Source organism: Cellvibrio sp. PSBB006 (assembly GCF_002162135.1).
In the GTDB taxonomy this organism is placed as follows: Bacteria; Pseudomonadota; Gammaproteobacteria; order Pseudomonadales; family Cellvibrionaceae; genus Cellvibrio.
The window spans coordinates 1384226-1409396 of the sequence record NZ_CP021382.1 but is presented as its reverse complement, the minus strand read 5'-3'; the positions used below and the strand labels follow the sequence as shown (position 1 = coordinate 1409396).

The following is a 25171-nucleotide window of genomic DNA, read 5'->3' as shown; positions in this document are numbered from 1 at the left end:
AAACGGGCGCTAGAGTAAACAGGCGCTAGCTTAAATCAGGGTTTATTGTTGTGGCTGATCAGTTCACTGATATGGTACTTGGGCCGTCTTTTGCTCTCGCTGTACAGCTTGCTCATGTACTCACCAATGACACCCAGGCAAAGTAATTGCACACTACCGATAAAGAGTAGTGGCAAGAGTATGGATGCCCAACCGGGTATGGCGTTGTCGGTAAATAACCGGGTTACCAATACCCAGGCAATAATGCCAAACGATATCAAACTGGAAATGAGCCCGATAACCGTGATGGCGCGCAGAGGAATGGCTGAAAAGGCGGTGATGCCATTCCATGCAAAAGATAACATCTTCCTGAGCGGGTATTTACTTTCACCGGCTTCTCGGGCCTGGCGTTGATATTCAACTACAGATGAAGGGAATCCTACTTCGCGCACAATACCGCGCAGAAAAAGATTTGACTCTTCGTATTCCAATAAAGCATTGAGCGCGCGTCGAGACATCAAGCGAAAGTCCGCATGATTAAACACGAGGTCAACGCCCATCTTGCGCATAAGGTGATAATAACCTTCGGCGGTAAATCGCTTGAAGAACGTGTCTGTGGCGCGCTCGGATCTAACGCCATAAACCACATCATTACCTTTCAGATACTCATCTACCATATATTCAATATTTTGCGGATCATCCTGTAAGTCTGCATCAATACTGACAATGATATCCTCAGTGCTGGTACACAGACCGGCATAGAGCGCATTCTGATGACCCTTGTTGCGCGACAGTTTTATCCCCACGACGTCTCGATGCTCGACGGCAGCGGCTTTCAGCAATGACCAGGTGGCATCCTTGCTTCCATCATCGATAAAGTAAATTTTTGAGGCAGCACTAATTTTACTTTTACTGATGAGGTCATGCAGCAGTGCCTGCAATACGCCCAAGGTTTTTGGCAGTATTTCCTCTTCGTTGTAACAGGGGACAACAATAGCGAGCGAAGGAACAGGGGTGGTCATCGTTAGCTCCGGTATATCCACATTTTATGTAATAGAAAGTTAACCAATAGCGTAATCAGGGTCGCTCCAAGCTGGGCAAATAAATAATGCGGCATAACGACCAGGAGTAGTGCAAATGCTGTCGAGTTGATCAATAGCCCGAGTGCGGCTACGGCAATAAATTTGGGTGCAGTTTCAATATGGGATTTTTCACTGGCGAAAGTGAAATAATAATTCATGAGATAATTAAAAACGGCGGATATCGCAAAGGAGAGTGCTGAAGCAAAAATCTTATTGAAATGACCGAACTCTACGAAAATAAACAGCAACACAAATTGTAAAAGTGTTGCGCCTCCACCGACTAATACAAAACGTATCAAATGATTAAGCATACAATTTGGTGAGCCTCAATGCTCATCCCTCATCTTCTAGTTATTTTGTGTCGTTAATGCTTCATAACCCGGTGGGCTATCAGGGGACGATCAGCGTCATCGCAAGCCGCCGCTCAACAAGCGAGCAGAGCATACCGCAAAAGATCCAGAGTGTTAATTACCGATGGAGGATTCTTGGTGTATTTGAGAAAGGCGTGGAAACTCGGGGTAGGTATTGGAAGGTTGGTGAAGGAGATTCAGGCCCACTTCACCGCAGCACGTGCCCGTTCGATATAGATATATTCGACCTGGTGGGTGACGGGATGGCAGGCATGACGCAGGTGATGATGGTCCAGGGTTGACCCCATATACTCCCAACATTCGCCATCGTGGATGCAAAGGTGGTCCCCTTTATTAAGGCGATAACCGGCAAGCTCGTCCCACATTTTGGGCCATTCAGGGTGGCTGATATCGATATATTCCATAAATTACCCAACGCATTTGGATTTTAATGTAATTTATTTTGGTTTATTAATTTTCTTTGTCAAGAATATTTATTATCTTTTTGATTTTAAAGGTTAAATTGATATTTATTGTGTGCGCTGGATCAATAAATACTGCCTGTTTTATATGCTTGACCGACTTCTGGACGTATAAAACCCCTGCATGAAGGCTGCAAATCAGGCGCTAGCATCGGGTTCCGAGCTGTTGACTTTCCAGTTACTGAAAGGTTTACTCTCTGGATCGATATAACTTCTCCGGGGGCAGGCGTTATGAATATTGGGCAGGCAGCGGCGCGCAGCGACCTGAGCGCCAAGACTATTCGCTACTATGAAGACATCGGTCTGGTCGTGCCTCGCCGACAGCCCGGTAATGATTATCGCGACTACACCGATGCAGACGTTGAGCAACTGAGCTTTTTGCAGCGAGCCAGGGCGGTAGGCTTTGGGCTGGATGAATGTCGGGAATTGCTGGAGTTATTTCGCAATCCTCAGCGCCAGGCGGCAGATGTCAAACAATTGGTCGTTGATAAGATGCGGCAGCTCGATGAACAGCTGAAGGCACTGCAAAGCATGCGTGAGACCCTCGCAGGGATGGCAGAAAAATGCGCGGGAGATCAAGCGCCGCACTGTGCGATTATTGAGAAGCTTGCCGGTCATGAAGGGCAAGGAAGTCCCGTAATGCCATTTACGCTGATAGAAACCCGTGATGAATAATCCCCACTGATTTATTAAGGAGTCTTAACCCCTGTGACTGGTCGATTTTCCTTGATGATTTTAGTGATACAAGGCTGATTTTTGCACATTGACGCAAAGCTCCTTGGGCGGCTAAAGTGCGTGCGCTATTCAATACTCAAAAACTAGAATAATTCTCAGGGATTTGTATGAGCTTTCTTCGTGAACACAAGTATGTTATCGCCATTTTTCTGTTAGGTAGTCTATTACGGCTGATTGGGTTGGATGTTTTGCCGGCAGGGCTCAATCAGGATGAGGCCTCGGCGGGTTACGACGCTTTTGCCATATTAACTCATGGAATGGATCGTAATGGTTATCCCTATCCGGTACATCTGATCGCCTGGGGTAGCGGACAAAATGCATTGTATTCCTATCTCGCAATTCCATTTATAGCGCTGTTTGATTTATCCGTATTTTCATTTCGTTTGCCAGCCGCTTTATTCGGCTCCTTCTCCATCTTGATTATGTATTGGATGTTTTTGCAATTCAGTTCCCGCACAGGTGCGCTGATTGCAGCTTTTCTCGTAGCGATTAGTCCTTGGCACTTGATGATGAGCCGGTGGGGACTTGAAGCGAATATATTCCCGACCATCATCTTGTTGGCTGTTGCCTGCCTTTGTTATTGCCCGCGCAAATATTCTGCTGTGTATGCATTCGCGGTACTGATGGGGTTGTCATTGTATGCCTATGGGACAGCCTATCTGTTTGTTCCCTTCATGATGGTCGGGATGGGTGTCTACCTGCTGATTTATAGGCCCATACCGGTGGTTCATACTTTATCGGCGTACGTAATTGGTGGGATTGTTGCGATACCTATAGGGCTTTTTATTCTGGTGAATTTATACGAATGGGAACCAATGATCTCGTCGGTGGGTTCAATTCCCCGCTACACGGGCACCAATCGTTTTACAGAAGTCACTGTGTTGTCCAGCGGTGAAAAGTTTACGCAATTAGTAAGCAATCTTGAACATGCAGGAAGGATTTTGGTTTCCGATTTTCATGACGGGAGCTTTTACAACAGTATTGAGGGTTATGGTTATCTGTATCATTGCAGTTTGCCCTTTATTGTTATCGGACTAGGGCTGGTTGCTGTAGCCTGGTTAAGGCAGCGGAATTCATTGCCACACTTTGCTATTTTGTTGTGGTTTATGGGGGCTGTTGCTGTTTGTGCATCGCTGTCGGTTAATTTTAATCGAATGAATATTATTTTTTATCCATTGATAATATTTGCGGCGATTGGAATTGAAACAATCTTGCAGCACGCCAAGTCGAAGCTGCCGGGCTTGATTGTGCTGGGATTGTTTGTTGTAAACGCCGGGTTTTTCATCCATTACTATACTGGTGAATACAAAGACCGGATAGGCGAATCTTTCTTCGAGTCCTTTGAGGATGCCATCAAAACGGTTGATAGTGTAGCGCCGGAAGCGGAACAGGTTTATGTAACGCACAATATCAATATGGCTTATATCGCGGTACTGTTCCACACCCGTTACGACGTGCGGGAATACATTAAAACTCGCCAGATCCCCCACATGAACACCATGTTTCAATCAGTTTCTTCATTTGGCCAATATACCTTTGGTGATCCTCGTGCGGCAGCGAATGTTGGCCATAGTTTTGTGGTCAACAATCATGAGCTGCATGCCTTTCATCCCTCCCGGTTTATCGTTCGGCAGTTCAAGTACTACAGTGCGGTATTTTCACGGCGTCGCTATCAGGAGCAGGGTGGGGAAATCATCTTGCGAGATTAGCGGCTGGCGGGAATACCGCTACAGGCAATAAATGCGGGTAGCGAAAGGCCGGTCATGCACTTTGGCTTTTGAGTCATACCCGCAAGTCATGTAGAATGCGCGCCTACTTTTAACCTGACCGAGCCCGCACCTGTCGGTAAAACCCATTAAGCCTGCTATGGAAATTAATCCTTTACTGAATACCCTGAAAGACCTCGCTGAGCGCACCCGTGTGCTTAGGGGGTATCTTTGACTACGATCTCAAAAAAGAACGTTTGACCGAAGTTGAAATGGAGCTGGGGGAGTCCGCTGTCTGGGACAACCCCGAACGAGCCCAGGCCTTGGGGCGCGAGCGATCCTCCCTCGAAATCGTGGTAAAAACCATCGAAGCCCTGGAATCCGGCATCAGCGATTGTCGCGAATTGCTTGATATGGCGGTTGAGGAAGACGACGAGTCGAGTGTTAACGATGTCGCCGCCGAACTCGATCGGCTGGATGAGCAACTGCAAGAGCTGGAATTCCGCCGTATGTTTTCCGGCGAGATGGACCCCAATAATGCCTTCCTTGATATTCAGTCTGGCTCCGGTGGAACCGAAGCCCAGGATTGGGCGGAGATGGTTCTGCGTATGTACCTGCGCTGGGGTGAGGCCAAGGGCTTTAAGACCACACTGGAAGAAGTCTCCGAAGGTGAAGTTGCTGGTATTAAAAGCGCCACCATTCGTTTTGAAGGCGAATATGCCTTCGGTTGGTTGCGTACCGAAACCGGCGTGCATCGTTTGGTGCGCAAGTCGCCATTTGACTCCGGCAACCGCCGCCATACCTCTTTTTGTTCCGTATTCGTATCCCCGGAAATTGATGACAACATCGACATTGAAATCAATCCCGCCGATTTGCGGATCGATACCTACCGCGCGAGCGGTGCCGGTGGTCAGCACGTTAACAAGACCGATTCGGCGATCCGTATCACCCACATACCCACTGGCATTGTTGTGCAATGTCAAAGTGAACGGTCCCAGCACCAGAACCGTGATCAGGCATTCAAGATGCTACGGGCGCGGATGTACGAGCAGGAAATGCTCAAACGCAATGCGGACAAGCAGGCCATGGAGGATAGCAAGGCTGATATCGGCTGGGGCAGCCAGATCCGCTCTTATGTACTGGACGACTCGCGTATTAAAGACTTGCGCACCAGCGTACAGACCAGTAACTGTCAATCGGTACTGGATGGCGCGCTGGATCAGTTTATTGTCGCCAGCTTGAAGGCCGGATTGTAAATTACCCGATTCCTCAAGAATTAAACCCTGATTATTTAACCACTGAAACCCTAACCATTATGAGCAACGACACTACTCAGCCACAGGGCCAGGCCCACGACGAAAACAAATTGATTGCCGAGCGCCGCAGCAAACTGGATGCGATTCGCGAGAAGGGCAACGCCTTTCCTAATGATTTTCGTCGTGAACATAAAAGCATAGAGCTTCAGCAATCCCATGGCGAAAAAACCAAGGAAGAACTGGAATCTTTGGGTGAGGTTGTCAGCGTTGCAGGTCGTATCATGGCCAAGCGTGGCCCATTCATGGTGTTGCAGGATGGCGACGGCACGATTCAGTTGTATGCCGACAAGCAGGCGCAGGAACATATTAAGGAAACCTGGGGCTTGTGGGATATTGGCGATATCGTTGGCGCCAAAGGGGCGTTGCATAAATCGGGCAAGGGCGATCTTTACGTCAATCTCGAAGAATACCAGTTGCTGACCAAAGCCCTGCGTCCGTTGCCGGATAAATATCACGGCCTGAGTGACCAGGAAATTCGTTATCGCCAGCGCTATGTGGATTTAATCGTCAATCCTGAAGTGCGCGATACCTTCCGTCTGCGCTCCAAGTGCATCGATTTTATTCGTCGCTACATGAACAGCCGTGACTTTATGGAAGTGGAAACTCCCATGTTGCATGTGATTCCCGGCGGTGCCTCGGCGCGGCCTTTCGTCACTCATCACAATGCGCTGGATATTGAAATGTTCTTGCGGATTGCGCCGGAGCTTTATTTAAAGCGTCTGGTTGTTGGTGGTTTTGAGCGTGTATTTGAGATTAACCGTAACTTCCGCAACGAAGGTACATCCACTCGCCACAACCCTGAATTTACCATGATGGAGTTTTATCAGGCTTACGCGGATTACAAAGACCTGATGGACCTCACCGAAGATATGCTGCGCAAACTGTGCCAGGAAGTCATGGGCACAACGACCTTGACGTATCAGGACAGCGTGTACGACTTCGGTAAACCCTTCACACGTTTGTCGGTATTCGACGCAGTGTTGCAATACAACCCGCAAATTTCCCGCGAGCAGTTGAGCACGCTCGACGGCGCGCGTCAGGCTGCCAGGGATCTTAAAATTAAAATTAAAGAAAACGACGGCTTGGGCAAAATCCAGATTGAAATATTTGAAGAAACCGTCGAACACAAATTGGACCAACCGACCTTCATTACCGAATATCCGATTGAGGTGTCACCGCTGGCGCGTCGCAACGATCAAAATCCATCAGTCACGGATCGCTTTGAATTTTTTATCGGTGGACGCGAGTTGGCCAATGGTTTCTCCGAGCTAAATGATGCGGAAGACCAAGCCGAACGCTTTATGCAACAAGTGCGTGAAAAAGATGCCGGTGATGATGAAGCCATGCATTTTGATGGCGATTATGTACGCGCGCTGGAATACGGTTTACCACCAACGGCAGGTGAGGGCATCGGTATCGATCGATTGGTGATGTTGTTTGCCAACGCGCCATCCATCCGTGATGTGCTGTTATTTCCTCATATGCGGCCGGAATAATGTGTTGCCAGGGATAATCATGTGGCGCCGTCAGGCGCCACAGTTTTTTAACAGGTGTGGTGTATAAACCCGGTTAAACCTAATCAGCTGAACCAGCCAATTGTTTATCGGCAGGTAAGGTGACTTCAAGGGATGTGTGATTGAACGGGCAGACGAACGATAACGCATAAGCCAACAGCTGCAGCGGCTCCGCCGCAGCTTTACCGTACAAGCGGTCGCCGATGATCGGGTGGCCAAAGGTTGCAAGGTGGCGGCGAATCTGATGTTTCCGGCCGGTTTCAATATGCACATCAAGCAGTGTTCGCAATCTGGTTTTGTCCTCGTGCAAGCTATACACACGGGTAAGGGCAACTTTATCGTCCAGGGGATAATCGAGCGTTACGCCGGTTGTGGGAATAGGCGGTAAACCGTTTACCCAAGCCTGGTAGCATTTGCGAATGTCGCGCGATTGAAATAAATGGGAAAGGCGTGCCGCACTTTGCTGATCATGGGCAATCAGAACCAGCCCAGCGGCATCGGCATCCAGACGATGCACCAGAAAGCATTCACGTTTAGGTGTGCCGTTGACTTCAACCCAGCGCAGCAGGCTGCAATGGTCGCCCCATTGCGAACCTTGGGACAGCATACCGTGGGGCTTGAACCAGATGCTGTAACGGTCTGCATCGTGGATTAATTGCGCCGGCTCGGGTTTGCGTGCGAGCACCTGTTCGTCGTAAAAAAGCTGTATCTTGCAGCCCTTGCTCAATACCTTGGTTGCGCGACGCAAGCGCAGCGTTTTACCTTTCTGGTTCCACCAGGCGGCGCCTTTGTTCATCGCATCTTTTATGCGTTGACGCGAAAGCCCGGTGCCATCGGCGAGCACATCAAGGGCGGTTTGTCCGGGGTTTTCCACGGTAAATGTGAAAGTTTTGGGCGAAGATTGATCGGGCATAGTGATGGGTGCCGTAAATTATATAAGGGTATAAAACGTGGCTGAAAAAGCGACTGTCTGTAAGGCGAATATTACGCTGTCTGATATGGATCGGCACTATTATGGCGACCTGAGTTTAACAATCGCCCAGCACCCATCAGAAACGGCGGAGCGGATGATGGTTCGGCTGTTGAGTTTTTGCTATCGCGCGGCGGACAACCTGACGTTTACCCGTGGATTATCCTCCGTCGATGAGCCGGATATCTGGCTCAAATCGGATGACGGAAGGATTCTGGAATGGATTGAAGTCGGGCAGCCAGCACCGGACCGGCTAAAAAAGGCCCAGGGAATCGCCCGGCAGGTTCTGGTTTTTGCTTATGGCCGGGGGATGGATATCTGGTGGAAAAACAGCACAGCTGCCGTTCAGGCCTTGTCCAAAGTAAAGGTCTATTATTTTGATGCCGCTGAATTGCAAGACTTAACAAAACTTGCAGCAAAAACAATGAACCTTACAATTTCTATCACTGAGGCTATCGCTTATATCTCCAGTGCTGAGCACAATATCAGTGTCAGTCTGCGCGATATGCCTTGAGCTGGTGATGCACCAAAACACAACCAGCTGTGTGAACAAAAGTTAATTATTTTGTTATCAGGAATCAGGATATTTATCTATGCATATCGTCGATATTACGCTTGAAAACGCGCAACAGTTACTGATTGACGAATCGTTTACGCGCCCCGTTCTGGTAGATTTCTGGGCCGACTGGTGCGGACCTTGTAAGTCCTTGATGCCGATCCTTGAAAAATTGGCCAATGAATACCAAGGGACTTTTTTACTCGCCAAAGTTAACGCCGATGAACAAAACATGATTGCATCACAATTCGGTGTGCGCAGTTTGCCAACGGTCATGTTGATTAAAGATGGACAACCCCTTGATGGGTTTACCGGGGCGCAAACAGAAACCTTCGTGCGGCAGATGCTGGAAAAACACCTGCCTAAAGCATGGGAAAAAACCGTGCAACAGGCAGAGGATTATCTTGCTGCCGGCGATTTCACCGCTGCGTTGCCGCTCTTGCGCCAGGCCGCAGACGAGTCCGGCCAGCAATCCAACATCGTTATTACGTTGGCGCAAACGCTGTTGGAGTTAAATCGTATTGAAGAAGCCGAAAGTTTATTGGCAGGCATCCGGATGGCTGATCAGGACGCACATTTTCAACAGGTGTTGGCCCAGCTTCAGTTAAAAAAGCAAGCGGCAAAAACACCCGAAGTAACCGCTCTGGAAGCCGCGCTGGAAAAAGATCCGACTAATCTGGACTTTATGTATCAACTGGCCGTGCAATTAAACCAGGAAGGTTATTACCGAAAAGCCTTGGAATTATTGTTGCAGATTTTGCAAAAAAACCGTCAGTTTTCTGATGGCGCAGCCCGAAAAACGATGACGGATATCCTTGCCGCTTTGGGTAAAGGAGATCCTCTGGCGGTAGAATTCCAACGCAAATTATTTACATTGCTTTACTAGGGCTTGATTGGTCGATAGGCCAGAAAACCGTTACACTCTTTTTGAAGTCACAGTCAATCTATTGCGCACTTGATGCAATATGAACGACATCGCGGTACCCATAACTGCTGGTTAATCACATGGCTTGCGCATCACATTTAGTGAGGAATGTGAGCCGGCCCCAGGTGATAGAGGTAATCCGACACGACAAATGTGAGTGATAAAAGCAGCTACAAAGAGCAGTTATATAGAGGAAATCAATAATGGTGAAAACCTGCAAGATCGCAGTCTTCATCGCCGTCGCAACACTTGCAGCCAGCCTGATAGTCGCTTGCAGCAAATCGGATCAGCAAGCATCCGGTGCTGCCATGTGTCATCTGCCGCTTTTTGTGCAACAACAAGGCGATAAATACCTGATCAAGCAAGGTGACCTCACCATGGAAGTTAACCCGGCGGTGGGCGGCAGAATTTCCTCGCTCAAGCACGAACGTCACGAACTGTTGATAACCCAGGATCTGACCAGCTCCAATTTGTGGGGCAGTATCCTGTGGTCGAGCCCGCAAAGCGAATGGGGCTGGCCGCCGGTAGAGGTGTTGGATCATAAACCCTACCGCGTTTCGGTTGAGGACAACCAACTGGTCCTCGCCAGTGAGATTGATCCAAAGACTGGCTATCAATTTGTCAAAAGTCATCGTGTCAGCAATACCAGAAGCGATGCTTTTGTCGTCACCTATTCGATCTACAACCATTCTGAAGAAGCCAAGGCTGTGGCGCCGTGGGAATTAACCCGGGTGCCCACCAGCGGCATTGTGTTTTTCCCTTCGGGTGAACGGCAGCAGGAGAGTGGCATCTTTTACCCTATGGAGATCCAGAAGATTGGTAATATCAGCTGGTTTTTATATGACGATAAGAAGATCCGCGACGATCACCATAAATTGATGACAGATAGTCGTGAAGGTTGGCTGGCCTACACAGATCGCGGTTATTTATTAGTGAAAGAATTTGCAGATGTGCCGGGCGAATTGATTGCCGTCAATGAGGGTGAAGTTGAGCTGTTTACCGACGCCCATAAAACCTATCTGGAGCTACAGCAGCAGGGCAGTATGACCATGTTGCAACCTGGCGAGCATTTGGATTGGGAAGTGACCTGGCATGTAAAAAAACTTCCCTCTGATATTTCCGTTTCCGTGGGTAGTGAGGAGTTGGTGGATTACGTCCGTTACTTGCTCAGTGATCGTTGATACCTCCACGTAAAATCATCCAAACCCCTGGTTTTCAAAGCAAATAAATCGCTTGCCGTCACCTTGTGTGATGCACGTCTCACTCCCGCTATGGGCGCCTCTTTTACTCAATCATCTGCCCGTCTGTAATGTTTGAAAAAATGACTTTTTCGTTTTGAAAAAAATTCTACCCGTTTGTGCAATTTTCAATAATTGCGACATCGCCCCTTCGCAAACCCCAGTAAATACGGGGTTTTCAACGTTGGCATTGCCTTTGCAATATCCCCTGTAGCCAGGCAAATCTTGAAGTCCTAAAGAGTTGTAAGTCTTCTTAAGCCTGGGTAACGCAGAGTATTCATTTAGGTGAGCCAGTGTGAACGACGTTTTTACACTGACTTATGGTTCCGGGTCATTTTGAGGTCATAAGCCATGTCTGAACTTCAGTATCAAAGCCAGTATGTTTCAGAGAAATTCCAGGGAGTTAAAGCGACTCGTTTTTCACAGGATCTCTACTCTCCTAAACAAAACCACTTCATGGCGGTATTGCCTGTCAATGACTATGTCCGCATGTTGCCTCACATGGAGCTGGTCTCCATGAGCGTGGGTGAAGTCGTACAGGAAGCGGGTATGCCAATCGAATGGATCTACTTCCCTATCACCAGCGTTGTGTGCCTGGGATATATCACTGAGAACGGAGCCTCACCTGCCGTCGGACTTGTAGGTAACGAAGGATTTGTGGGAACTGCCTTTGTAATGGGAAGTGAGTCTTCTTCAACGCGCGCTGTTGTCCAAAGTGCTGGCTTGGGTTATCGCATCCGCGCCAGTCTGGCTAAGAAAGAGTTACAGCGTAACGGCGAATTTATGCGCACGGCACTGTTGTACTGCCAGGCGTTTATTACACAAATTTCACAAACGGCCGTATGCAACCGTCTGCACTCAGTAGACCAGCAACTGTGCCGCTGGCTGCTGATGAGCATGGATCGTCTGGCCTTCAATGAAATCCATCTTACCCATGAACTGATTGCCAATATGCTCGGTGTGCGCCGTGAAGGTGTCACTCAAGCAGCAGGCAAGTTGCAAGCGAAGGGCTACATCCAATACAGCCGCGGCAAGATTCGCATTCTGGATCGTGCTGGTATCGAGTCTGAAGTGTGCGAGTGCTACGGCGTTGTAAATCACGAATACGCCCGTTTGTTGCCGCGCAAACCTCAAGTACCGGTAGCCTTGCCACAAACCCGTAAGATTGCCGCTTCTGCTGCCCGGGTGACCAGTATTACTGCTCGCGCTCAGGAAGCCACCCTTATCGCAGAGGGTGCGGCGCGCAAAGGTGACGATTCACAATCTGCACGTTATGCCCGGGCGCGCTAATGGCGCGGTAACTTGAGGAGGCTCCCGTGAATAACGATATCCTGGAAGGTAAATGGAAGCAGTTAAAGGGTTCTGTCCAGGCCAAATGGGGCGAGATTACGGATGATGAGTTTGACCAAGTGAAAGGAAATCGCGAGCGCCTGATTGGTTTGGTGCAGGAAAAATACGGTAAGAAAAAGGATGATGTCAGGAAAGAGGTCGACGATTATTTTAAATCGGTAAACTGATCTCACTACACAGGCTTGCGGAAGCGCAGGGACGCATCCAGCCATGGAGTTACATTTTATAGCTACTTATTTTTATAGTTACTTTTTTATATCTACTTATTTAGCCGCTTCGATTTCCCCTGATATCCGCTTTGTTCCTGTCTGTTTGCTGCTGTTTGTTTATGTCCGTTTGTTTCTATCCTTGTATTCGTCCGATACTAATTGGCCTACATCAGGTTTCTACATGAGTAGCGCGTTCCAACGCAGAATTCAGGGCAGATAAGTCCAGCGGCTTGACCAGATGGTCATCAAAGCCAGCTTGCTCTGCACGTACTTTATCCGGCTGATTGCCACTTAACGCAATGAGCTGCGCATCTTTTAATCCCGACTCCCGCAGTTTTGCAGCCAAGCTATAGCCATCGATATCCGGCAGGTTTATGTCCAGCAGCACAGCGACAGGCTGGAGCGAACTGAATACATCCAGCGCTTCGGCGCCGGTTCTCACAGCCAATACGTGCCAGCCTAAGTGTTGCAGAAGCATCGCGGTGGCTTCACGCGCATCCTGATTATCTTCAACCAGCAAAATCTGTTTTCCGGGGGCGGAACCGGGCGGCTGACGCTGCTGTTGATTTTGTTTCAGCAATTTTTGAATACGGGTTAACAGGGTGGCGGCGTCGATAGGTTTACTCAGGTAGTCATCACAACCGGCTGCCAAACATCTTTCGCGTTCTCCGCGCAAGCTGGCGGCCGTAAGTGCGAGGATAGGTTTTTGGTAACCTTGGTCGCGTAACAACCGGGTCGCCGACAAGCCATCCAGCACCGGCATTTGCGAATCCATAATTAATAAGTCGAAACTGTCGCCCTCGGCGGTTTTGCGCTGTACCAGATCAATGGCTTCCTGGCCGTCACTCGCATAGGTTACCCGCCCACCGAAACTGGTGATGAGGTGGCCCACTAACATACGGATATCGGACAGGTCATCAGTGACCAGAACATGGCCCTTAAAGCTAAACGCATTGGATATAGTGGTGGTATCCAGATTGCTGCGGGAATCCAACGGCTTGCGTTCGACGTTTTCCAGATTGCCGGGGTTGATATAAAGCGTAAACACGCTACCGACACCCGGTTGGCTTTTTACACTGATATTTCCACCCAGGCATTGTGCGAGTTGCCGGCTGATCGCCAGCCCCAGGCCGGTACCTTGTTGGCGGCTGGTAAGGGTATTGGCGACCTGGGTGAAAGGCTTGAACAACCGTGCAATATCATTTTTGGAAATCCCGACACCGGTATCCCGAATGGAAAAGCGTAGATAAGTTTTGTTGCGCAGGTGTGCTTCAGCAATATGCAGGGAAACTTCACCTTCTTCCGTAAACTTAATAGCGTTGCCCAAGAGATTGAGCAGGATCTGGCGCAGTCGCGTCGGGTCCGTTTTGATCTTCACCGGCAAGGCCGTTTTGGCCAATACATTCAAGCGCAGGCTTTTATCTTGCGCGTTGACGGAGATGAGTGAACAGATCTCGTTTACAAAGCTGTGTAAATGGACATCAAGTTGCTCAATCTCCAATTTACCCGCTTCGATCTTGGATAAATCCAACACATCATTCAGCAAGCTCAGAAGATGGCGACCGTTACGTTTGATAATTTGCAGATGGTTTTTGTCTGGCGCTTCATCGGCTGCCAATAATAAGTCGGTATAACCGAGGATGGCGGTCAGCGGCGTGCGTAATTCATGGCTCAAATGCGCAAGAAATTCACTCTTGGAACGGTTTTCTGTTTCGGCGCGCAAACGTTCGACCCGTTCCGCTTCCATCTCCCGGCGGGTGAGGGCATAACGAATAGCCCGCGCTAACCCCTGGGCATTTAATTGGGACTTGACCAAATAGTCTTCAGCGCCAGCATTCAGCGCTTCCTGGTCGAGCTGTTTATTATCTTGCCCCGTCAACATGATGATGGGGCCTTTGAAGCCGAGTTTGGGCGCTTCACGCAGGAGTGATAGCCCATCCTCAGAGCCGAGGCGGTAATCCATCATGCACAAATCGTGGTTGTTACGCGCGAAATGCTTACGCGCTTCCTGCGGCGTCGATGCCCAGGTCAGGGAATATTCTCCCGCGATAATATCTTCAAGCAGACCTTGCGTCAGGACGTAATCGTCTTCGTCATCCTCCACGAGTAATAACTTCATACCTTGTGTGATAAGACCCTGACTCATTGACAATACCAACGCGCTCTGCGATTTCAGTAAATGGGATTGAATACCTGTGCGTTGCAATAGGCAGTAAGTTTTTTCATAAACTCTACCATGGCGCAAAAGGTGACGGGTTTGGTCTGGTAAAACGCGGCCCCCAAATCATGGCTGTATTGCAGGTCTTCCTGCGAGTTTGATGTTGTTAATATGACGACGGGAATCTTCAATAAATCCGGATCGGCTTTCAATTCGGCTAACACCTCCCGGCCATCTTTGCGGGGCATGTTCAGGTCCAGCAAAATCAGACCAGGCATGGGGGCCGGTTGCTCTTTGTAGCTGCCTTCGCCGCGCAGGTATTCCATCAACTCGACGCCGTCTTTAACAAAATGCATGTCATAGGTTTCTTTACTTTCCAACAGCGCTTCATGCGCAAGCAGGCGATCATCCTCATCGTCATCAGCCATTAATACGACAAATGGTTTGTTACCTGAGAGCATGATGTGTTCCTGTACTGGTATAAAGTTGTGCCGCATTTTCCTGCCGTAAGGGAAGCCTTACAATGAATGTTGCGCTTTTGCCGGGAACGCTACTGGCCTGAATTCTACCGTGGTGATGTTCAACAATACGGCGACAAATGGATAACCCGATTCCCGTGCCGGGATATTCGTCTTTTCCATGCAATCGCTGAAAAGGCGTAAAGATGCGATCAATGAATTTCTCGTCGAAACCGATCCCGTTATCAGTGACCTGCATTTCAAACCAGCCGGCGTCAGTCGCGTCTTCTTCGGGCAGTATGATGCGGGTCAGGATATTGATAACCGGTTTTCTGTCGGAGGGAACAAATTTTATCGCATTGCCTACCAGGTTTTGTAGCAATTGACGCATCTGGGTAGGATCAGCCTCAATGGTGGGCAGGGGGTCAGCATTAACCTCGGCACCTTTGGCTTCAATGGTGACATACAAATCTTCGAGGACATCTTCCAGAATTTCCTGCAAGGCAACCTGTTCAAATTTTTTGGCCTGGCTGGAAATTCTGGAAAAGGTTAGCAGATCTTCAATCAGGCGCGACATGCGTGCGGCGGCAACCTGCATGCGGCGAATGTAATCAGCGCCTTCACCCAGTTGCGTTGAGTACTTCTGCTCCAGACGATCACCGAAAGAGCGGATCTTGCGCAATGGCTCCTGCAAATCATGGGAAGCGACAAAGGCAAAATCCTGCAGCTCACGGTTGCTGCGCTGCAGCTCAACCGCGTAACGCTCCAATGCCAGGGTGCGGTCAGCCACCAGGGCTTCGAGCTTTTCCGCATCTTCGCGCTGCTTCTTTAAAGCCCTGCCGACTAACACAAAAATAATGCCCGCCAGAATCAAGCCGAGGACGGTGGCGAATATCTGGGTGATGATGACCTGCTGTTGAACCTGGTTGGCTTCGGCCCGTTGTTGTTTAAGCCGATCATAGGCCGTTTGTTGTAATTCGCTGACCAACGAACGGATTTGCCGCATGAGCGAGTTGCCTTCATCGGTCAGAAACAACTTTAGCGCAGCGCCTTCTTTATGCTGTTTGCGCAGCTGAATGGTCTTTTCCATTTCTTGCAGCTTGGCTTGTGTCAATTGGATAAGAGTAAAAATACGCGGGCGTTGCGTCGCCAGATTAGCTTCCAGCTCCAGCAATTGATTCAGGTGTACATTGATTTTCTTGATGGCAATATCATAAGGCTCCAGGTAGGAGTCTTCGCCCGAAATTAAAAAACCACGCTCACCAGTTTCTGCGTCCTGGATAGCTGAAAAAGTATCTTTGATGATGTTAAGCGTGTTGAGGGTTTTATGAACTTTGTCTTCATTAGTAATAAGCGTCAGTATGGCGTGATAAGAAATCACGCCATTGGTTAACAGAAGCGCCAGCATCAGGCAAAAACTGGCGAGCCAACTGTAACTTGGAAAAATTATACGCGACGAAAAAAGCGTCATTCAATTACCTGATCTCTAAGTCGGCGGGCTTAACTCATTGAGCAGCGCTGCGCAGCGTTTACATTCCTGAAGGATGCGTTCGAGACTCATCAGAATGTCATTGGGGTCTTGTTGTTTTTGAAGCTGTAACCGTGCGAGTTCGGCATTGACAGAAATTGTGTTCAGGGGATTGCGCAGTTGATGAGCTACGTATGCAAGCTGGTCTTGGGGAATATTCATCGTTCAACCTCGTCCTGCAGTTGCTTTTCATAATTATTTAAGCGGTTATAAAGAGTCTTGAGGCTGACGCCCAGCATCTCTGCTGCTCGGGGTTTATCGCCATCAACCTGTTCAAGGGTCAAAGTAATCAGTTCGCGTTCTACTTCTTCAATCGTCTTGCCGGGAATCAACCCCTGAGTCTTTTTACGTTCGCGCGCAAAAGGCGAGGCGAGTTCAGTGGGAAGAATCAATTCACTGCTTTCCGGGTCGCTCATGATGAACGCTCGGTGGATAGCATGGCGTAGTTCGCGCACGTTTCCTGGCCAATCATACTGAGTAAGCCGGTGCAGCGATTCCTGGCTTAAAGACAGGTTGCAATCGTTTTGTAAATTCAGGTCATGAAGAAATGATTTGGCGAGCAATTCAATGTCACCCGGTCGTTCGCGTAACGGGGGAATGGCAATAGGGAAGACCGCAAGACGGAAATAAATGTCTTCCCGCAGGCATTCTTCTTCAGCCAATTGCTCCGTCGTGCGATTGGTTGCTGAGATCACTCGGCAATTGACGGCAATTTCCTGGGCACCGCCCAAACGCGTCACCTTTTGGGTTTCTAAAACACGCAACAGGTTGGGTTGCATATCAATCGGCATCTCGGTGATTTCATCGAGAAATAACGTTCCGCCGTCTGCCTGTTCAAATAAACCTTGCTTGCGTGCGATGGCACCGGTAAAGGCGCCTTTTTCATGCCCGAATAATTCGCTGCCAATCAATTCGCGCGATGCTGCGCCACAATTCCACGCGACAAACGCGCCAGTACATTCGGTTGCATGATGAATAGCGTTAGCGACCAGTTCCTTGCCGACGCCACTTTCACCCTGCAGCAACACATTAGCCTTGGTGGCGGCTACCCGTTTGATCATCTGATACAGCTTATGCATGGCAGGGGATTCGCCGATCAACACATTAAAATGTTTCTCGACCTGGTCACCGGGAGTGTTCTTCTTTTCAATCCGACCGGTAAGGGCCTGTAGCTGTTCGAGATCAATTGGCTTGATCAGGTAGCTGATATTGGGCCCCATGACTTTTTTAACCAGGGACTTAACTGCAGAGTTGCCGGTAATGATTGTGATGTGGGTGGGACGTTGGCTCTCCGGAATATTTTCGAGCACCTGAAAACCACTGCCATCGGGCAGCATCAGGTCGAGCAACAAAATGTCAAAGCGTTGCTTGGACAAAGCGGCTCCGGCCTCAGCCAGATTGTCGGCAACGGTAACATCGTGCCCCATAATATTGAGCAATTCACCCGTTGCCTGGGTGAAGTTTTTGTCATCATCTACTAACAAAATTAATGCCACAGGGTTTCCCTTATTACAGATGATTAAGCTATTGACTATAACAATTAAGATCTAGGGTGACTAGGCGCTGGATTATGCGTATATCACAGAATACTAGGGTTTGGCTAAAAAAACGTCAGTTTTGTAAAAATGACATCCTATATTGGCAATATTTCCAATAAAAGGTGTCCATCTATATCGCCGTTCCTATGCGCAGTTCTCGATACCTGCGATGAACACCGTGGATTATGGGTATTATCGACTAAAATCCAAGTCTGGCATATGGCTTGCTACTAATAATATCGACGCCATCCCCTAAACTCGTTGGGAATTTTTAGCGCGTTAACAAACGACTTATATTATGAACAGGAGCATTCAATGAGCACTTTCGTGAAATTTATTATGGCAATGTCGCTGGCAGGTTTTTTGATCGGCTGTGAAAAAGGGCCAGCAGAAGAAGCTGGGGAAAATATTGATGAAGCCGTTGAAGAAGTTCAGGACGAAGTCGACGATGCGACCTAATCGCAAGCGCACTTAAGTTTACGATCTGTAAGATTCGGCCAAGAGAAATTCTCTTGGCCGAATTTGTTTTTGGGTCATAAAAAATAAAAAGTATCTGTAAAAAATACCAGAGATTGTAATAAACGTTCTGTTTCGGTTGAGCCTGCTTACCTGCTTCGCACGTTTTTTCATCGTTTTGTTCATTATTAGTAAGAAATGTATATGTTTTCATAAATATTCTGCTGTTGGCACAGGCTTTGCTCTTATCTATTTTGAAATTTATAGATAAAGGAGAATCCACAATGATCTACAAAACTTCTGCTCTGTTGTCTTTGGCTCTTTGTTCATCCCTTGCCGTCGCGCAAACTTCCAGCTATGAAACCGACGATGGATGGCGGTTTAATCCGGAATTTTCTATCGGTGCCGGTTACGGTATGACAAAGCTAAAGGATGGCGATTTCGACGAGGATGAGGCAGCTAAAAAAGCCTTTGCGGTTGTCAAATTTAACGAATTTATTGGCTTGGAAGGTGCGTACATCGATTTCGATGAAGCAGGCAATGACGAGCTGAGTTTTGATCCAAAAGGTGCCACGCTAGGCTTGATTCTGGAAGCACCCATCAGCCAGGCATTTTCTGTGTATGCCAAAGGTGGGCAAATGTGGTGGGACGGCGATGCGCGTCTCGAAGCAGGTCCTATTGATGTATCAGACGATTATGATGGAGAGGAAACTTTCTGGGGCGTGGGTACAAAGATTCGTCTGGCAGAAAATCTGGACCTGAAGATTGAGTATGAGCGTTTTAACTTTGAAATTTCACGTGATGAAATTGATGTGTTGCAACCCAACGATATTGACATGGATGTAGATTTTGCAAGTGTAAACTTGCAATTTACTTTCTAACAGGTTGCTCATGTGTTAGCGGGAAAGAACACAGGGTCGTGTTCTTTCCAGTGTTAAATCTTTAAGAGGAGGGGAACGCTATGTTAGGTTGGAGTGTAATATTTTTTATTCTCGCAATTGTTGCAGCGTTATTCGGCTTTGGCGGAATTGCAGCAAGCATGGCGGGTATCGCAAAAATTCTGTTTTTCATCTTTTTGGTTATGTTGCTGGTTTCCATCATCATGGGGCTTTTATCCAAAAGACCCGGACATCGGTGATAAACCATTTGTATAGCCATTCACTGTGTAATTAAATCGTTGGAGGTTTTTATGTCCAAGATAGCGCAAATTGAAAATGACCCTACCGTTAAGAAAGCCAGTGGCGCAGCCCATGAAGCTGTTGGCGTTATCGCCTCAAAGCTTTCCGGTACTGAAGAAAAGTTACGTCATGTAGCAGCGGAAACGGCGCAGCGCTTATCTGATTCCCAGGAAAAAGCCCGTGTTCAAGCCAAAAAGTCCATGCAGTATATAAAAGTCACCAGCCGCAAAAATCCTTTGCTGGTAGCGGGTATTGCATTTGCTGTAGGTGCACTGGCAGCAGCTTTGTTTCGCCGTGACTAACGAGTCAGGTGCAGGTAGGGATACATAAGTAATAGGTAACATCAGGAATGTGTGGTTCGAAAGGATGCGAGAAAAGTAAAAGCCCGGTTATTGATAAGCGGGCTTTACTTTATGGTCTACCGATAACGCTTTCTGGCTTTCTGCTGTCTTAACTTTTCCTGCTGCTCTTTTGCCTTGGCTTTTTGAGCTTCGTCAATTTTTGCAGCTTCTTCTTCGGCGGTGGTCATCTCCGGCGTCTCTAGGCTTATAGGCCCCAATAGCCCTGCGCGTAATTCATTGATCAATAAAGCCGAGACTTTCTGTAGTTCAACGCCGCCACCTTTGCGAATGCACCCTCGCTGCACGCCAATCGCTTCCAATAGCTCGATGTCCGTTTCGGGCAGGTCCTGAATTTTATAACGTTCCTGCAATGACTCCGGGTACGCCTTTAGCAGGTAATCTGCGGCAAACAAGGCAATATCCGCATAATCGAAAACCGTATCCTTAATAGCCCCGGTAACGGCCAGGCGGTAGCCGCATGACGGTGGACTGAGTTTGGGCCACAAAAATCCGGGAGTATCGGTTAGCAGCATATTGTTGGGTAGTTTAATTTGTTGCTGCGCCTTGGTGACCCCCGCTTCATTGCCGGTTTTGGCGATAGTGCGACTGGCCAACGTATTAATGATCGTCGATTTACCCACATTCGGTATACCCATAATCATGGCGCGCACACCGCGAATTTCCAGATTTCTGTGCGGTAAAAGCGTTTCACATAGCGTTAACAACTGGCGGATTTTTTCGGGGGATTGCTGGGTGACCGGTAATGCGGTAATGCCACGTTCCAGTTCCATTTGTTCAACCCAGCGCGCAGTAATAGCGGGATCGGCGAGATCGGCTTTGTTCAACAATTTAATGCATGGCGTTTCGCCGCGCAGTTCGGGCACCAGTGGGTTTTCACTGGAGAAAGGAATACGCGCATCCAGTACTTCAATAATGACGTCCACTAATGGCATAACCTCCGCGATATCTTTGCGGGCTTTATGCATATGTCCGGGAAACCAGTTAATCATCGACATGCGGGCGTGGGGCTCTGTTGAGATAAAGGAGGCACATTTTACCAGTATTTGCGCCGTGTATCGCGTCCAAAACCGCGCAACCTGTACAAAAAGGAATGTTAGCTGCCAGACGGATAGTAATTAATTTAATGGATAAGCTGGATTTGCTGTGGACATCTGACGAACAAAAGAGGAAATAACCATGGATACGACCTTAACACTTGCTCCCCTGATTTCTCTCATCGCTGGTATTCTGATATTGCTGATGCCTAAACTGCTGAACTACATTGTTGCCGTTTATCTGATTGTTATTGGCGTCATTGGTGTTCTTGGTGATCTGAATTTGCTGTAGCTGTAAAACGCATCTGTGTCATGCAGGCCAGGTAGTTCCTGTGCCTGCATGGACTAATTTTGCTTGGGGAGTTCAAAGGAAAGTGAAAGAAAGAAGTGATTAATCCGGCTCAGACGCTTGAGTGGGCTTTTTCCTGGGTTTAAGAATACTGGACGTCATCAGCTGTTCTGCCAAGGGTAGAATTGACATTCGGTGACGCATGAACAAGCTGATTCCGGCTACCGCCATAGCGCCAAACCGCGCTGGCCCTACATACCAGAGCGCTGCGGCAGTTGCTGCTGAAGCCAATGGATGTCGAGTAAGGGTTCTCAGCAACATACTGCGCGGAAAATCACCCTCGTTTATCTCCTCTTCATAGGCTTCCTGGTTGTTTTTCAACTTCCATGAGGCGCGGGATATTTCCAGCACACTGCTGATCGTATCGCGCAGATGCTCCTGGTCTTTGACGTCGGTCATAGGGATTCCTTGAGAAATTTTATATCTTCAGCCAAATGATGTTTGGTTACAGCAAAGGCTTCCTCTTTGGATGGACGGCTTGCTGTATAAATAGCGATACCAGCTATCAGAACATCGACCAGCAGGACCCCCACAACCGCCCATACGCGAAACTCGGTATGCCAAAAAAAAGCTAATATAGCCGTATGAATCATGGCTAACGCAAAAAAAGCAAACAACGCTCCGATTCCTACCCATATGAGACGGCGAATGACCAGTGAGGTCTCGATCTTTGTCTCAGCTGCTACCAATTTACTGTAAAGCTCAACGCGATCTAGCAGGATAGCGACGTTGGCTTTGAGGTTGCGAAGTCCTGTAATCATTGTTCTATCCCATATGGGTAAAAATTTGGAAAAAAGCAGATATTAACGGCGACTGATCAGGGCGCCCAGTACCAACCCGGCCAACGCGGCAATACCGACGGATTGAAACGGATGGTCTTTTATCAGCTTTTCGGTGTTGTCGACGCCTTTGTGAGCGGCCTCTGAGGCATCTTCTGATAAATGATGCAGCTTGTCTTTAGCAACACTCAACTTTTCTGCAATCTGCAAACGAATAGCGGCTAATTCCTGGCCCGATAGTTTTCCTGCGCGTGCGACCAATTCCTGCAGATCAGCCATGATGTTGTTGAACTCGGTTCTTGCTGCTGAGCCGAGTTCATCGCCGGCGCTCATGGCAGCGTCGACCAGGTTATTGGCAGACGTTTTGGAGCGCTCGGCCAGTTTTTCAGCAGAGCGGGCTGCGCCATTGCCATTGGGGGAGGTAGGTGTGGTATCTGAAGTAGTCATAGCGGTCATCCTTTTAGTGAGTTAAAAATAAAAACAAACGGTTTGCTGTACATCAAAAACTTTTTTGCCATTTTATGCGCAGGGGTGTTTTGTCGCCTAAGCGTTCACGCTACTGTCATTTAGTTCTCATTTAGCTCTATTCCATACTCAGCAAATTGGATATGAGGAAAATCTCGTTTATTGCTGTTGATCATAATAACAATATGCCAATGGCATATGGGACAGATGACATTAACTATGCGGGCGATGCGGCAAAAATCAATGCCTTGATTAACTATCTTTGACATCACCCTTCGTTGCTATTTTAGAGCGTAGATGATTATTCATAGCGCCAACCTGGAGCAACCTTAGCTCCTTCTGGATTAGATGCTATTCATTGATAAAGTTTATTGTTATTGAAATATTTTTGTTTAGAAATGCCCTAAAAAATTCTTTGTTTGATAGCACACAGACCATGGGTTTGTTCGAAGCGGATGATGAACATGTCATATCAAATCGGATCAAAAAAATGTGTTCATGATAATCATTCGATTACTCAAAACAAAAGGAAGGAAAAATTATGCACATCTCCACCAAAAAAGAACGCGGAAAATTGCCGGGATTTTTTCTTGTGCCTGCTGTTGCCATGATTCTGGGTATATCGGCCTGCGCATCGGCACCCCAACTACCCACTGCTGAGATTGAGCGTGCAGAAGCGGCGATTAATCGCGCGGAGGAAGCGCGTGTCGCGGATTATGCATCGACTAACTTGCGTGCAGCGAGAGAAAAATTGGTCAAGGCGCGCAATTTGATGCAGGAGGCTGCCACTGAAAAGGATAATGATGCTGCCATGCGTGCGCGCATGATGGCAGAGCAGTCCATAAGCGATGCAGAGTTGGCAACAGCTAAAGCTCAGGAAGAACGTGCCAAAGAAGTTAACAAGGAAATGCAAGGCACGATCGATATGTTGCAGCAAGAAATCCAGCGTGATCAATAAGGGAGATGCAAATATGACTATCTTACAAAAAACACTGCGTAAATCGGGCGTGTTGGCATTGCTTTTTTCTGGTGTCGTGTTAACGGCTTGTCAGTCGACGCCCGAAGAAGATCCCGGTGTAAAACAGGTACGAGAAGATTTAATTAGTCTGCAATCAGATCCACAATTAGCTCATTTGGCGCAGACCGCCATCCAGGATGCTGAACGTGCGGTTCAGGCAGCGGAGAAACCGCAAAAAAGCGAAGCGGTAACCGAGCACTTGGTTTATATCGCTGACAACAAAGTGAAAACGGCACGTGCGCTGGCCTCAGCTCGCTTTGAAGAGGATAAACTTGAAAAGCTGGGTGAACAGCGCAAGCAAGTGCAGTTGAATGCACGTACACGTGAAGCACGTCAGGCAGAAATGCGTGCCGAGCGACTCGAACAGGAACTGGCTGATATTAAACAGCAGCAGACGGACCGTGGCACCATCTATACCTTGGGCGACACACTGTTTGCCACGAATAAGGCAGAGTTGAAAGCCGGCGCTCAAGCCAGTTTTGATCGTCTCGCTCGCACGCTTAACGAATCTCCCGATCGAAAAATCGTGGTAGAAGGGCATACGGATAGTACCGGGGCGGAAGATTACAATCTGACCTTGTCGCAACGACGTGCTGACGCAGTCAAGACCTACCTGGTAGCACAGGGCGTCGATGAAGCTCGTATCACGGCGGTAGGTAAGGGTGAAGGTTTTCCAGTGGCTAGCAATGATACCGCCAGTGGTCGCCAGCAGAACCGTCGGGTAGAAGTCATCATCGAAAACCCATAAACCGCTCGCTGACAGGTCGGCTGCCGTTCAGGCGCCGACCTATGATGCAGTTATGAAAGGAGATCCATCATGTTATACACCATTGCGGTAGTACTGATTATATTGTGGCTGCTCGGTCTGGTCACATCCACGGCATTGGGTGGCTTCATCCATATCTTATTGGTGATTGCAATCATCGCCATTCTGGTACGGATAATTAACGGTAAGCCGCCGGTTTAATGCGAAGGAGCAGAGGGTTTTTGCGGGAATCGATCCAATGCTTCTGTTGGGTCAAAATGATGAAGCAATAAATCCTCTGCGTGCATCTCGCCCTCGCAGGCGACGAGGGAAAGGTTGCGAAGATTCTGTCCAAAAGCATCATCGCCATACAATTTTTCCTGCATTTCTTGCCACAATGTTTCCGGCAGTTCAGTAAAAAAATTAAAGTGTAGATGGCGAACACCTTTTTCCTCAAAGTCATCTATCTCGGGCGACCTGCCCATTGCCCTGACCCGTTGCAAAAATTCAGCTTTATTAAAATCAGAAACGGCATCAGGTTTGATTTGAATACTCAGGCATCGCATAAAAGTCATCCGGTCTGGTTCGAGAATACACACAACCGAAGTGTACGCCATATATACGTCTTTTCCCCGTTTTTTATGGCTGGGTGTCAGAAAAATATGAACCGATTGGCTTCACAAATATTGAC

At 48.2% G+C, this 25171-nt stretch carries 31 protein-coding genes; 17 read left to right on the top strand and 14 right to left on the bottom strand.

Annotated elements, in window-relative coordinates; translation table 11 throughout:
- Positions 1-35: 35 nt before the first annotated feature.
- From CBR65_RS05885 to CBR65_RS05875, 3 genes are all read right to left on the bottom strand, one after another.
- A complete protein-coding gene (locus CBR65_RS05885) occupies positions 36-1001 on the bottom strand; it encodes a glycosyltransferase family 2 protein (RefSeq protein ID WP_087465998.1) in 966 nt (321 codons plus the stop codon).
- A 2-nt stretch (positions 1002-1003) separates the two neighbouring features.
- Positions 1004-1372, bottom strand: coding sequence for a GtrA family protein (locus CBR65_RS05880; protein ID WP_087465997.1), 369 nt, complete (start codon positions 1370-1372; stop codon positions 1004-1006).
- A gap of 236 nt (positions 1373-1608) precedes the next feature.
- Positions 1609-1836: a 4-diphosphocytidyl-2C-methyl-D-erythritol kinase gene (locus tag CBR65_RS05875; RefSeq protein ID WP_087465996.1), complete on the bottom strand. Its 228-nt coding sequence runs from the start codon at positions 1834-1836 to the stop codon at positions 1609-1611.
- A gap of 288 nt (positions 1837-2124) precedes the next feature.
- Here CBR65_RS05875 and cueR point away from each other — a divergent pair, with 288 nt between their 5' ends.
- The 4 genes from cueR (at position 2125) to lysS (ending at position 7146) form a co-directional block, all read left to right on the top strand.
- Positions 2125-2568, top strand: a complete 444-nt coding sequence (gene cueR, locus CBR65_RS05870) for a Cu(I)-responsive transcriptional regulator (RefSeq protein ID WP_087465995.1) — start codon at positions 2125-2127, stop codon at positions 2566-2568.
- Between the two features lie 167 nt (positions 2569-2735).
- On the top strand, positions 2736-4337 hold the full coding sequence (locus CBR65_RS05865; RefSeq protein WP_087465994.1) for a hypothetical protein: 1602 nt from the start codon (positions 2736-2738) through the stop codon (positions 4335-4337).
- Between the two features lie 157 nt (positions 4338-4494).
- A protein-coding gene (gene prfB, locus CBR65_RS05860; protein WP_157671986.1) for a peptide chain release factor 2 occupies positions 4495-5590 on the top strand; the annotation gives its coding sequence in 2 pieces (ribosomal slippage) (positions 4495-4566 and positions 4568-5590; 1095 coding nt in all).
- A 59-nt stretch (positions 5591-5649) separates the two neighbouring features.
- Positions 5650-7146: a lysine--tRNA ligase gene (gene lysS, locus CBR65_RS05855; RefSeq protein ID WP_087465992.1), complete on the top strand. Its 1497-nt coding sequence runs from the start codon at positions 5650-5652 to the stop codon at positions 7144-7146.
- 79 nt (positions 7147-7225) lie between these two features.
- Here lysS and CBR65_RS05850 read toward each other — a convergent pair whose 3' ends face one another.
- Positions 7226-8077, bottom strand: coding sequence for an RluA family pseudouridine synthase (locus tag CBR65_RS05850; protein WP_087465991.1), 852 nt, complete (start codon positions 8075-8077; stop codon positions 7226-7228).
- Between the two features lie 37 nt (positions 8078-8114).
- Between CBR65_RS05850 and CBR65_RS05845 the strand changes: the two genes are divergently transcribed.
- From CBR65_RS05845 to CBR65_RS05825, 5 genes are all read left to right on the top strand, one after another.
- Positions 8115-8648 carry a YaeQ family protein gene (locus CBR65_RS05845; protein ID WP_087465990.1) on the top strand — a complete coding sequence of 178 codons (534 nt, stop codon included), beginning with the start codon at positions 8115-8117 and terminating at the stop codon, positions 8646-8648.
- Positions 8649-8727: 79 nt separating this feature from the next.
- Entirely contained in the window at positions 8728-9576 is an 849-nt protein-coding gene (gene trxA, locus CBR65_RS05840; RefSeq protein WP_087465989.1) for a thioredoxin, read from the top strand.
- 242 nt (positions 9577-9818) lie between these two features.
- A complete protein-coding gene (locus CBR65_RS05835) occupies positions 9819-10796 on the top strand; it encodes a DUF4380 domain-containing protein (protein ID WP_087465988.1) in 978 nt (325 codons plus the stop codon).
- Positions 10797-11204: 408 nt separating this feature from the next.
- On the top strand, positions 11205-12143 hold the full coding sequence (locus tag CBR65_RS05830; protein WP_087465987.1) for a Crp/Fnr family transcriptional regulator: 939 nt from the start codon (positions 11205-11207) through the stop codon (positions 12141-12143).
- Positions 12144-12169: 26 nt separating this feature from the next.
- The gene (locus CBR65_RS05825) at positions 12170-12370 is read left to right on the top strand and encodes a CsbD family protein (protein ID WP_087465986.1); all 201 of its coding nucleotides are present in this window, start codon (positions 12170-12172) and stop codon (positions 12368-12370) included.
- 211 nt (positions 12371-12581) lie between these two features.
- Here the strand turns inward: CBR65_RS05825 and CBR65_RS05820 are convergent, their stop codons facing one another.
- From CBR65_RS05820 to CBR65_RS05800, 5 genes are read right to left on the bottom strand one after another with little or no spacing between them, the layout of a single operon-like run.
- Positions 12582-14558: a response regulator gene (locus CBR65_RS05820; protein ID WP_087465985.1), complete on the bottom strand. Its 1977-nt coding sequence runs from the start codon at positions 14556-14558 to the stop codon at positions 12582-12584.
- Between the two features lie 26 nt (positions 14559-14584).
- Complete coding sequence (locus tag CBR65_RS05815; protein WP_087465984.1) at positions 14585-15031, bottom strand: response regulator; 447 nt, start codon at positions 15029-15031, stop codon at positions 14585-14587.
- Positions 15018-16499 carry a CHASE3 domain-containing protein gene (locus tag CBR65_RS05810; protein WP_087465983.1) on the bottom strand — a complete coding sequence of 494 codons (1482 nt, stop codon included), beginning with the start codon at positions 16497-16499 and terminating at the stop codon, positions 15018-15020. Before CBR65_RS05810 ends, CBR65_RS05815 begins: the two co-directional genes overlap by 14 nt.
- 15 nt (positions 16500-16514) lie before the next feature.
- The gene (locus tag CBR65_RS05805; protein ID WP_087465982.1) at positions 16515-16718 is read right to left on the bottom strand and encodes a histidine kinase dimerization/phospho-acceptor domain-containing protein; all 204 of its coding nucleotides are present in this window, start codon (positions 16716-16718) and stop codon (positions 16515-16517) included.
- Positions 16715-18052: a sigma-54 dependent transcriptional regulator gene (locus tag CBR65_RS05800; protein WP_087465981.1), complete on the bottom strand. Its 1338-nt coding sequence runs from the start codon at positions 18050-18052 to the stop codon at positions 16715-16717. Before CBR65_RS05800 ends, CBR65_RS05805 begins: the two co-directional genes overlap by 4 nt.
- Before the next feature lie 357 nt (positions 18053-18409).
- Between CBR65_RS05800 and CBR65_RS22235 the strand changes: the two genes are divergently transcribed.
- The 4 genes from CBR65_RS22235 to CBR65_RS05785 all read left to right on the top strand — a co-directional run bounded on the left by CBR65_RS22235 (position 18410) and on the right by CBR65_RS05785 (position 20030).
- The gene (locus CBR65_RS22235; protein ID WP_198300880.1) at positions 18410-18553 is read left to right on the top strand and encodes a hypothetical protein; all 144 of its coding nucleotides are present in this window, start codon (positions 18410-18412) and stop codon (positions 18551-18553) included.
- Positions 18554-18834: 281 nt separating this feature from the next.
- On the top strand, positions 18835-19431 hold the full coding sequence (locus tag CBR65_RS05795; RefSeq protein ID WP_087465980.1) for an outer membrane beta-barrel protein: 597 nt from the start codon (positions 18835-18837) through the stop codon (positions 19429-19431).
- Positions 19432-19511: 80 nt separating this feature from the next.
- Positions 19512-19688 (top strand): DUF1328 domain-containing protein, encoded by a 177-nt coding sequence (locus tag CBR65_RS05790; RefSeq protein ID WP_087465979.1) that lies wholly within the window; start codon positions 19512-19514, stop codon positions 19686-19688.
- 51 nt (positions 19689-19739) lie between these two features.
- A complete protein-coding gene (locus tag CBR65_RS05785) occupies positions 19740-20030 on the top strand; it encodes a hypothetical protein (RefSeq protein WP_087465978.1) in 291 nt (96 codons plus the stop codon).
- Positions 20031-20146: 116 nt separating this feature from the next.
- Here CBR65_RS05785 and ylqF read toward each other — a convergent pair whose 3' ends face one another.
- Positions 20147-21055, bottom strand: a complete 909-nt coding sequence (gene ylqF / locus CBR65_RS05780; RefSeq protein WP_232461368.1) for a ribosome biogenesis GTPase YlqF — start codon at positions 21053-21055, stop codon at positions 20147-20149.
- A gap of 211 nt (positions 21056-21266) precedes the next feature.
- Here ylqF and CBR65_RS05775 point away from each other — a divergent pair, with 211 nt between their 5' ends.
- The gene (locus CBR65_RS05775; RefSeq protein ID WP_087465976.1) at positions 21267-21416 is read left to right on the top strand and encodes a DUF3096 domain-containing protein; all 150 of its coding nucleotides are present in this window, start codon (positions 21267-21269) and stop codon (positions 21414-21416) included.
- 99 nt (positions 21417-21515) lie between these two features.
- On the opposite strand, the gene CBR65_RS05770 is transcribed toward CBR65_RS05775, so the two are convergent.
- The 3 genes from CBR65_RS05770 to CBR65_RS05760 are packed head-to-tail and all read right to left on the bottom strand — an operon-like array spanning position 21516 to position 22699.
- On the bottom strand, positions 21516-21872 hold the full coding sequence (locus tag CBR65_RS05770) for a hypothetical protein (RefSeq protein ID WP_087465975.1): 357 nt from the start codon (positions 21870-21872) through the stop codon (positions 21516-21518).
- Complete coding sequence (locus tag CBR65_RS05765) at positions 21869-22234, bottom strand: phage holin family protein (RefSeq protein ID WP_087465974.1); 366 nt, start codon at positions 22232-22234, stop codon at positions 21869-21871. The genes CBR65_RS05770 and CBR65_RS05765 overlap by 4 nt, the downstream gene beginning before the upstream one ends.
- A gap of 42 nt (positions 22235-22276) precedes the next feature.
- Positions 22277-22699, bottom strand: a complete 423-nt coding sequence (locus CBR65_RS05760; RefSeq protein ID WP_157671985.1) for a YqjD family protein — start codon at positions 22697-22699, stop codon at positions 22277-22279.
- A 559-nt stretch (positions 22700-23258) separates the two neighbouring features.
- Between CBR65_RS05760 and CBR65_RS05755 the strand changes: the two genes are divergently transcribed.
- The 3 genes from CBR65_RS05755 to CBR65_RS22020 all read left to right on the top strand — a co-directional run bounded on the left by CBR65_RS05755 (position 23259) and on the right by CBR65_RS22020 (position 24702).
- Positions 23259-23675 carry a DUF4398 domain-containing protein gene (locus CBR65_RS05755; RefSeq protein ID WP_087465973.1) on the top strand — a complete coding sequence of 139 codons (417 nt, stop codon included), beginning with the start codon at positions 23259-23261 and terminating at the stop codon, positions 23673-23675.
- A gap of 13 nt (positions 23676-23688) precedes the next feature.
- A complete protein-coding gene (locus CBR65_RS05750; protein WP_157671984.1) occupies positions 23689-24483 on the top strand; it encodes an OmpA family protein in 795 nt (264 codons plus the stop codon).
- Positions 24484-24552: 69 nt separating this feature from the next.
- Positions 24553-24702: a lmo0937 family membrane protein gene (locus CBR65_RS22020; RefSeq protein ID WP_157671983.1), complete on the top strand. Its 150-nt coding sequence runs from the start codon at positions 24553-24555 to the stop codon at positions 24700-24702.
- On the opposite strand, the gene CBR65_RS05745 is transcribed toward CBR65_RS22020, so the two are convergent.
- Positions 24699-25079, bottom strand: coding sequence for a hypothetical protein (locus tag CBR65_RS05745; protein WP_232461367.1), 381 nt, complete (start codon positions 25077-25079; stop codon positions 24699-24701). The two genes, CBR65_RS22020 and CBR65_RS05745, sit on opposite strands and share 4 nt — an antisense overlap.
- Positions 25080-25171 lie beyond the last annotated feature (92 nt).

Bases quoted from the DNA above. Each gene is read 5' to 3' on its own strand.
- CBR65_RS05775 (WP_087465976.1), top strand. From the start codon at position 21,267: ATGGATACGACCTTAACACTTGCTCCCCTGATTTCTCTCATCGCTGGT.
- CBR65_RS05850 (WP_087465991.1), bottom strand. From the start codon at position 8,077: ATGCCCGATCAATCTTCGCCCAAAACTTTCACATTTACCGTGGAAAAC.
- CBR65_RS05830 (WP_087465987.1), top strand. From the start codon at position 11,205: ATGTCTGAACTTCAGTATCAAAGCCAGTATGTTTCAGAGAAATTCCAG.
- CBR65_RS22235 (WP_198300880.1), top strand. From the start codon at position 18,410: ATGAGCACTTTCGTGAAATTTATTATGGCAATGTCGCTGGCAGGTTTT.
- CBR65_RS05765 (WP_087465974.1), bottom strand. From the start codon at position 22,234: ATGATTACAGGACTTCGCAACCTCAAAGCCAACGTCGCTATCCTGCTA.
- CBR65_RS05785 (WP_087465978.1), top strand. From the start codon at position 19,740: ATGTCCAAGATAGCGCAAATTGAAAATGACCCTACCGTTAAGAAAGCC.
- CBR65_RS05885 (WP_087465998.1), bottom strand. From the start codon at position 1,001: ATGACCACCCCTGTTCCTTCGCTCGCTATTGTTGTCCCCTGTTACAAC.
- CBR65_RS05865 (WP_087465994.1), top strand. From the start codon at position 2,736: ATGAGCTTTCTTCGTGAACACAAGTATGTTATCGCCATTTTTCTGTTA.
- CBR65_RS05815 (WP_087465984.1), bottom strand. From the start codon at position 15,031: ATGCTCTCAGGTAACAAACCATTTGTCGTATTAATGGCTGATGACGAT.
- CBR65_RS05880 (WP_087465997.1), bottom strand. From the start codon at position 1,372: ATGCTTAATCATTTGATACGTTTTGTATTAGTCGGTGGAGGCGCAACA.
- cueR (WP_087465995.1), top strand. From the start codon at position 2,125: ATGAATATTGGGCAGGCAGCGGCGCGCAGCGACCTGAGCGCCAAGACT.
- lysS (WP_087465992.1), top strand. From the start codon at position 5,650: ATGAGCAACGACACTACTCAGCCACAGGGCCAGGCCCACGACGAAAAC.
- CBR65_RS05875 (WP_087465996.1), bottom strand. From the start codon at position 1,836: ATGGAATATATCGATATCAGCCACCCTGAATGGCCCAAAATGTGGGAC.
- CBR65_RS05810 (WP_087465983.1), bottom strand. From the start codon at position 16,499: ATGACGCTTTTTTCGTCGCGTATAATTTTTCCAAGTTACAGTTGGCTC.
- CBR65_RS05750 (WP_157671984.1), top strand. From the start codon at position 23,689: ATGACTATCTTACAAAAAACACTGCGTAAATCGGGCGTGTTGGCATTG.
- CBR65_RS05760 (WP_157671985.1), bottom strand. From the start codon at position 22,699: ATGACTACTTCAGATACCACACCTACCTCCCCCAATGGCAATGGCGCA.
- CBR65_RS05805 (WP_087465982.1), bottom strand. From the start codon at position 16,718: ATGAATATTCCCCAAGACCAGCTTGCATACGTAGCTCATCAACTGCGC.
- CBR65_RS05835 (WP_087465988.1), top strand. From the start codon at position 9,819: ATGGTGAAAACCTGCAAGATCGCAGTCTTCATCGCCGTCGCAACACTT.
- CBR65_RS05770 (WP_087465975.1), bottom strand. From the start codon at position 21,872: ATGACCGACGTCAAAGACCAGGAGCATCTGCGCGATACGATCAGCAGT.
- CBR65_RS22020 (WP_157671983.1), top strand. From the start codon at position 24,553: ATGTTATACACCATTGCGGTAGTACTGATTATATTGTGGCTGCTCGGT.
- CBR65_RS05795 (WP_087465980.1), top strand. From the start codon at position 18,835: ATGATCTACAAAACTTCTGCTCTGTTGTCTTTGGCTCTTTGTTCATCC.
- trxA (WP_087465989.1), top strand. From the start codon at position 8,728: ATGCATATCGTCGATATTACGCTTGAAAACGCGCAACAGTTACTGATT.
- ylqF (WP_232461368.1), bottom strand. From the start codon at position 21,055: ATGCATAAAGCCCGCAAAGATATCGCGGAGGTTATGCCATTAGTGGAC.
- CBR65_RS05755 (WP_087465973.1), top strand. From the start codon at position 23,259: ATGCACATCTCCACCAAAAAAGAACGCGGAAAATTGCCGGGATTTTTT.
- CBR65_RS05790 (WP_087465979.1), top strand. From the start codon at position 19,512: ATGTTAGGTTGGAGTGTAATATTTTTTATTCTCGCAATTGTTGCAGCG.
- CBR65_RS05820 (WP_087465985.1), bottom strand. From the start codon at position 14,558: ATGAGTCAGGGTCTTATCACACAAGGTATGAAGTTATTACTCGTGGAG.